The sequence below is a fragment of the Streptomyces sp. NPDC026500 genome, assembly GCF_055567635.1.
Window position 1 is genome coordinate 1 of record NZ_JBVHQB010000064.1, and the last position, 6,847, is coordinate 6,847.

Genomic DNA, 6,847 nt, shown 5'->3' on the forward strand with positions numbered 1-6,847 from the left:
GGCCCAGTGAGCGACGAGCAGCGGACGGCGTGGGTGGGCGACCAGGTATGGGACGAGGACGCCGACAAGGAAGGCATCGTCACCGATGTGAAGGGTGGGACGTTCGTCCTTCGCGAGGTGTATGCGCGGGCCCTCACGTGGACGGCCCCGGGCCCTGAGCGGCTGAAGATCACGATCACGCGCGAGGAGCGGCTCAGGCAGCGCAAGGAGCTGGGCTGGTGACCTCCTCACCCGGCCCCTCCCCCACGGACCGTCTGGGCGTCCTCGGATTGTCCAGCTCCCGCGCATCCGGACCCCTCACGGTGTAGAGGCCACCTGACCCAACTGGTTCCCCCCTGTGAGGAGAAGGGTGCCGATCCATTCGGGTCGGCTGGGGCCCTCACGCGAGCTCGTCAGGCACGCCCGGGTCGGCCAGTCGCGCCTTGTCCTATGCGAGCGGTGAGACCTGCCGGGAGGGCGGGCAGGAGTTCCCGCAGACGCCACGATGAGAGGGATGGCCACTCGCTGCCGGGGCCAGTGCCACACTGTGTCCCCAAGTGAGAGGGGTGGGCCATGGGATTCGGGTTTCGTGTTGGTGTTCCGGGCATGAGCGTGCGTGTCTCGACGCGTGGGGTGAGAACCTCCGTCGGGCCGCGAGCGGCGAGGATCAGTGTGGGCAGCCGCGGTGCCCGAATGTCGACGGGACTCGGCCCCTTCTACGCCTCAAGTTCCCTCAGAGGCAGCAGGCGGACCACGACCAGCACCCGCCGGACCACGCAGTCCAGGTCGGTCGCCCCTTCCGCCGCGCAGCTGGAGCGCGCTCGCCGGCAAGCGGAGAGGGCGCAGCAGGAGGCTGATCGGGATGCGGCCATCGCGCAGTTGCGGGAGTTGCGGCGGCAGACGACCAGCGTCCATTTGCAGTCCTTTCCCAGCGCGCATCCGCCGGTGATCGGGGATGCTCCGCAGCTGGGTCTGCCCTGGGCGCTGGCCGAGGCCCAGACGTTTCACTTGCAGGGTGTCGGGTGGCTGGCCCGTGCGGAGCGGGCCAGCGCCAAACAGCGAGCCGAGCTCGATGCTCCCGCATTTCTGGCGGCCGAGTCAGCACGCCTGAGCGCGGTGCGTGAACAGCTGACAGACGAAGCCGGGCACTGGTGGCATGCGCTGCTCGCCCACGACGAGGCCACCGTTTGTGAAGCGGTGAATGCCGCATTCTCGGACAACCCTGCGGCCGGTTGCGCGCTCGGAGTGGACGGTTCGGTCCTGTCCGTTCTGATGCGTCATCAGGACTTCGACTCGATGCACCCGGGCTCACCTCGAGTGGCCGCCCGGCTCTGAAGAATCTGACGAAACGCGATCGGGTCCTGTGGTGGCTGACCGCCATGGGCTCCAACGTGATCGCCACCCTCAAGGAGGGCTTCGCCACCGCACCCGGTATCACCGCCATCGACATGGCCGTGCTGACCCGCCTGCCCGACACCCAGCGACTCGGATTCGTCGCCTACGGCCGCTGGACCCGCGAGGCGATCGAGACCACCCCATGGCGCGAACCCGAGGACGCGCTGCGCGTCCTGGACATCGAGCAGGACGTCGCCTGCTCGGTCACCACCACCGTCTCCGGCAACCTCTCCAGCACGCTCAAGCCGCTGGACACCGCCCGTATCCCGGGCCTGCAAGAACTCCTGGACCACGCGCACGACGAACCGGAATCCGGTGAGCCGTCCCTCGCCGGCCTTGACAGCACCCTGAGCGGCAACACCCCACCCGACGACCGGGCCGTAACCGCCGACCCGTACCGGATCAGGCCGTTTGCCGAATGGAAGCACAGTCACCTGGCCGAGCCGCCGCCCGCTCCCCCGCTGCCGCCCGCCACGGTGTCTCCCCTCGTGGCCGGGCAGACCCTCGCTCTGCCTGAAGAAGCCTGGCAAGGTCTGAGCATCGCCTTCACCTTCGCCGGCGCCGACGCGGACCTCACCCTCTTCCTCACAGGCAACGACGGCACAGTGGCCGGTGAGGAGGACTTCGTCTTCTACAACCAGCCCTCCACCGCCAACGGTGCCGCACGACTCCTGGGCAAACACGCGCAAGGCCCGTCCACCGCCGAACGCGCCGTCATCCATCTGTCCGCCCTGCCCGACCGAGTGCAGCGTGTCGCCGTCGCTATCAACATGGACGTCGACACCGGCCTGACCTGCGGATCACTCACCCACGCAGCCCTGACCATGGAATGCGTAACCGGCACCGGCTGGTCCTTCAGCCCACCCGCAGACCCGGACATCCGCGCCATGGTCATCGCCGAGCTGTACCGGCACAACGTCAACGGCGAGCCCGTGTGGAAACTCCGCGCCATCGGCCAGGGCCGGGCAGACGGACTCGACGGACTCGCCCGAGCCCACGGCGTAAACGTCGAATAGAGGACGTCTGAAAAGCCGTCAGCGGGCACGTTGGCCCGTCTCTCCACGTGGTGGGGCAAACACATTGGCATGTCCGGGTTAGCGCAGAGTTTCGATGGCCTTCACGACCAGGGCGCGCGCCTCGACCCGTACACGGCCATGCTGCGCAGCTCTTCGAACGCGGCCGGCGCCTCTTGTCGTCGGCCGGGTATCCGTTGGAGTACCACCAGCTCTCGACGTCCCCCAGGCCGGACAGGTCCGGCTCCGGCAGCCCCGGGTTGCGCCCCGGGGCCCGCTACGCCGTACTGGACACCAACCCCGGCACCACGGGAGTCCGGTTCTCCACCTTTCGCAGTGGCGAACCAGGCCGCGTGTACGCCCCGGGCGAGCGCCGCCGGGTCGTCCTCGATCAGCCCGACGGCAGCGCCCCACTGGAACTTGTCGACCACCACTGGCCCCGCCAGACCTACCTCGACGTCCTGGACCAGGCCGGCTTCGCCGACCTGGAGATCGGCGAACCCGTCCTCGCCGACCGCTCAAGCAGTGACCACCACGACCGTCCGACAGACCCGCAGTGTGTTCCTCGGCGGCCCGTTCAAGGCCCTCGTCGCCGCCGACGGCACCATGGACACCTCGGCCCGCGCCCGCTTCGAAGCCCTCATCGACCGGTTCGAAGCCGAGGTCTACCACGTCTACAACGCGCACCGCCGCGAGTCGTGGGGAGCGAAATTCCTCACGCCGGACGAGTGCGCCCGCCTGGACTTCGACGAGATCTCCGCCAGCACCGTCTTCGTCGCCTTCCCCGGCCACCCGGCCTCGCCCGGCACCCACATCGAGATCGGCTGGGCATCCGCCCTCGGCAAGCCGATCGTCCTCCTCCTCGAAGAGGGCCACGACTACGCCTTCCTCGTCCGCGGTCTCCACACGGTCGCCGACGTCACCTACCTCGTCATCGGGGACACCGGATCCCTCGCCACCGAGGTCCTCGACACCGTCAACCGGCTCGCGTCCCGGGCCACCGGGACCGGGGCGGCGGGTCCGACCTCGTAATCCGCGCCATTCCGCCGTTCGCCCTCTGGACGCGGGCAGGGGTCGTACGCGGCATGCGCACACCAGGTCAGGGGCCTGATCCGCGAGTGCGGGTCGGGCCCTGAGCGGTGTGAGGGGCGCCTGAAGGGGCTCCCGGCGAGTGCAGACGAGGCTGATGTTCCGTTCGGCGTCGATGAGGTCGGCATCAAGGAGGGCCTCGCGGGCGAGGGCTCGTTCGAGGTTCCGTGCGGGGTCCCCGGGAATGATCAAGGGGCCGCTTCAGATCTCTCTGAAACGGCCCCTGACCTGCGACTTCGTAAAGTCGGGACGACAGGATTTGAACCTGCGACCCCTTGACCCCCAGTCAAGTGCGCTACCAAGCTGCGCCACGTCCCGATGCGTCCCACTCGCGGCTTCCCGCGTGATCGCGCACCCGAACCTTACCGCACATCGGTTGATGACCGCGCACGCATTGTCATCGTCCCAGCGCAGGAGGGGTCGTCGTCCGGGCGTGCCGGAGGTGGTCGGGCCGGTTCGTCAGCGGGTGGCGCGGCGCGCGTCACCCGCCGCCCAGGGCCGGTCAGGCGTTGGGGTCGAACGGGATGCCGGCCGGCTTGGCCTTCGTCAGGTGGGAGTTGAAGTTGCCGTCCTTGAGGCCGAACACGGCACTGCCGAAGTCGTAGGCGCTCAACTTGTCGCGCAGCCCGGCGGGGTAGCCGTTCCAGCCGACCAGCGTCGGGAACTGCCAGGTGTGGTACGAGTTCTCCGGCGGCTCGTCATTGGTGTTCGCGGGCCGGAAGCAGTGCGTGCCGATGCCGTCCTTGTGGTAGACGACCTTGGGGTGCGTTCCGTCCCAGCGGATCTGGTCCCGGGTGTAGATGTTGAAATTGCCGTGGGCCGATGTGGACACGTACTTGGCCTCGTTGTCCTGGACCCACACCACGACGTGCTCCCAGTCGTTGCGGTGCCCGCCGAGGCCGCTGCCGACGACGGCCTGGTCCTTCTCCATGTAGAGGCCGTAGATGATGGCGCACCAGCCGTTGTTGCACTTCTCGCGGGAGTACCCGTTCGTGTTGTCGAGGTCCCAGGGGTCGTGGCAGTGGCCGTTCAGGGCCCCGGAGGGATTGAGACCGGGGTTGATGGTGCCGTCGGGGCCGATGGCGGGCGTCGGGTAACAGCCGTCGGTGTCGTAGTCGAAGGCCGGCTGGAACGTCGACTCCAGTCCGTCCGCGTTCCCGGGCAAGGCCGTGGGCGGGTCGGCGAGGGCGCTGCCAGGGAAGGCGACGACCAGCGCGACGGCGCTGCCCAGGATGAGCGAGACCTTGCGGGCCCGCGAGCTTCTTGTCACTGCTTCCTCCAGATCGACCGCTGCGTGGGGGCAGGGCAGACCAGGCGGTCGTCTTGGCATGCCCCGGTCAGCCTTCCGGGCGAGCGCGAAAAACACCAGAGGTGGCGGGTGTCGGAGCGATGACGGATACGCCAATGGGGAGGGCGAGAAGGTCCATGGGGGGGCACCCACGGCATTTGTGGCACAACTCCCTTGCCCACCAGGCAAGTTGACGGGCAGGCAAGGGAGGTGGCCCTGCCGTCTCCGAGCGGGCACGGGAGGCGCAGGAACTACACGTGACCGTCGGCGAGCTTCCACTCACGGTTCAACGCGCCCAGCGGAATGGCACGTTGGAACACGGGCGTGCCGAAGACGGACAACTGCATCCGCAGAGTGCCGGTCAGGTCGACACCGCCGTAGAGAGCCCAGGCGCCCGTCGCGGAGCCGTCCGTCTTCACCGTGGACCCGGTCGCGGTCGTCGTCGTGGTGTCGGCCGAGCCCGCGGCCTCGCCCCGCAGATAGGGGGCCAGGTCGGCGGTGACACCGACGGCGCCATAGAGACCGACACTGGCCTCCGCGCCGAGGGCCGCCTTCACCCGTCCCGCCGCGCTGACGGAGGTACGAACCGGACTGCTCGTCATGTGCGACTCGTCGACCGGCGTCCACCCCCGGGCAGGACCGAAGGTGCCGCCGGCCTTAAAGTCGCCCTTGAGACGCTGTTCGACGTCGACCGTGACTGTTCCGTCGGCGCCGATCTGGAAGTAGCAGGTCAGATCGAGATTCACCACGACGGGAATCGGGCCGACCTGGAGGACGGGGTCGGCATGCAGCTTCGCGAACGGCACCCGCCGGGGTTGAGCAGAGGCTGCTGCGCGCCCCTTCACCGCCCACTGTGCGTCCCAGTCGCCTGAGACGCCGAGGTAGGCGGCGCCGGGCCCGGAGCCGGCCGCGTCACCGCCGTAGGAGAAGTCGACGTCCGGCGCGACCTGCACGAACCCGGACACGGACGCCGACGCCGACGCGGGTGCTCCGGGCGCCGTGGCCACCTTTGCACCGACATCGATCCGCAGGCTGCCGAGCGGAACCTTCGCGCCCTCGGGGCCGACATGGACGTCCCCGGCCTTGGCCCAGGAGACCCGGACGTCCGGCAGCAGTGTCTCGACGTCGAAGGACGCCGGGTCGACGGGGACGGAGCCCTTGGCGTCGTCGTCACCGAGCAGCGCGTCCAGGGTCGTCGGCGCGGTCTGCACCTCGGTCCCGTCGCCGCTCCGGCCGATCACCTCGGTCACCTTGGCAAGGAGGCCGTCGGGAGCGCCGGGGGCGGGGGCGCTGGCGATGACGTCGCCGACGGCCGTGCCGTGCGGCTTGGCCGAGCTCCCGGCGGACGGGGACGGGGATAGAGATGGGGATGGGGACGACGACGGTGTTCCCTTGCCGCCCGGACCGCTCGCGCCCCTAGGAGATATGACGGCCCGTCTGGTCTTTCTGTCGTACGACGTCACCTTGAGCGGGGCCCGGTGCGCGCGGCCGCCCGGCGCGCCTGGCCGGGCGACGGCGGTCGAGGTGGCCGCCACCTCGGGGGCCGCGGCGACGGCGAGCTGTTGCCCGGCGTCCTGGGTGGCCGAGGCCGCGGCGGGACGGGCGCGGTCGGCCCGGGAGGACGGCTCCGCGGAACTCGCGGAGCAGCCGGCGGCGAGGAAGAGGGCGGATGCGGCGAGCGCGGGCACGACGGCCCGCGAGGCCCGCTTGCGGATACGCAAGTTCAGTCCTTGAGGGGGGTGGGGGGTGACTCGGGATTACCGATGGGTAACCAGAGGTGAGGGTGTCATGAACCCGCGAAGCCCCGCCTCACGTTTCGACGTCCGCCGAGGTGATGTACGCCACCCCCGCCCGGAACGACCCGAAGAGTCGTCGACGGCTCAACCGACCTGCTCGACAAAGGACATGATGCGGCGTCAGCAGATGCCGAAGGAGGCGGATCGACCGGCCCGGCCCCGCCGCCTGCCGAGGCGGCGGAACCACTCCAGGCCCTAGTAGTGCCTGGTCAGGTTGATATGGATGTTGGTATGTCGCGGTGGCAGGTGGGGCAGGCGCCGGTCCAGAGGGCGAGGAGTGTCTGCAG

The 6,847-nt window shown here is 69.5% G+C and carries 5 protein-coding genes, 1 tRNA gene and 1 pseudogene; 4 read left to right on the plus strand and 3 right to left on the minus strand.

Going from position 1 to position 6,847, the window contains the following annotated elements:
• The 4 genes and pseudogenes from ACZ4N5_RS42930 to ACZ4N5_RS42945 all read left to right on the plus strand — a co-directional run.
• Positions 1 to 222, plus strand: a pseudogene (locus tag ACZ4N5_RS42930) (hypothetical protein); the annotation flags it as partial.
• A 450-nt stretch (positions 223 to 672) separates the two neighbouring features.
• Positions 673 to 1,314, plus strand: coding sequence for a hypothetical protein (locus tag ACZ4N5_RS42935; RefSeq protein ID WP_467762396.1), 642 nt, complete (start codon positions 673 to 675; stop codon positions 1,312 to 1,314).
• Between the two features lie 44 nt (positions 1,315 to 1,358).
• Complete coding sequence (locus tag ACZ4N5_RS42940) at positions 1,359 to 2,390, plus strand: TerD family protein (RefSeq protein WP_467762397.1); 1,032 nt, start codon at positions 1,359 to 1,361, stop codon at positions 2,388 to 2,390.
• Positions 2,391 to 2,912: 522 nt separating this feature from the next.
• Entirely contained in the window at positions 2,913 to 3,419 is a 507-nt protein-coding gene (locus ACZ4N5_RS42945) for a nucleoside 2-deoxyribosyltransferase (protein ID WP_467762398.1), read from the plus strand.
• A gap of 301 nt (positions 3,420 to 3,720) precedes the next feature.
• Here the strand turns inward: ACZ4N5_RS42945 and ACZ4N5_RS42950 are convergent.
• The 3 genes from ACZ4N5_RS42950 to ACZ4N5_RS42960 form a co-directional block, all read right to left on the minus strand.
• Positions 3,721 to 3,794, minus strand: a tRNA-Pro gene (locus ACZ4N5_RS42950).
• Between the two features lie 184 nt (positions 3,795 to 3,978).
• Positions 3,979 to 4,746: an NPP1 family protein gene (locus tag ACZ4N5_RS42955; RefSeq protein ID WP_467762399.1), complete on the minus strand. Its 768-nt coding sequence runs from the start codon at positions 4,744 to 4,746 to the stop codon at positions 3,979 to 3,981.
• 269 nt (positions 4,747 to 5,015) lie between these two features.
• Positions 5,016 to 6,479, minus strand: coding sequence for a hypothetical protein (locus ACZ4N5_RS42960; RefSeq protein WP_467762400.1), 1,464 nt, complete (start codon positions 6,477 to 6,479; stop codon positions 5,016 to 5,018).
• Positions 6,480 to 6,847 lie beyond the last annotated feature (368 nt).

What these genes read in the sequence shown, in the direction of transcription:
- ACZ4N5_RS42935 (WP_467762396.1), top strand. Translation starts at nt 673, where the DNA reads ATGTCGACGGGACTCGGCCCCTTCTACGCCTCAAGTTCCCTCAGAGGC.
- ACZ4N5_RS42940 (WP_467762397.1), top strand. Translation starts at nt 1,359, where the DNA reads ATGGGCTCCAACGTGATCGCCACCCTCAAGGAGGGCTTCGCCACCGCA.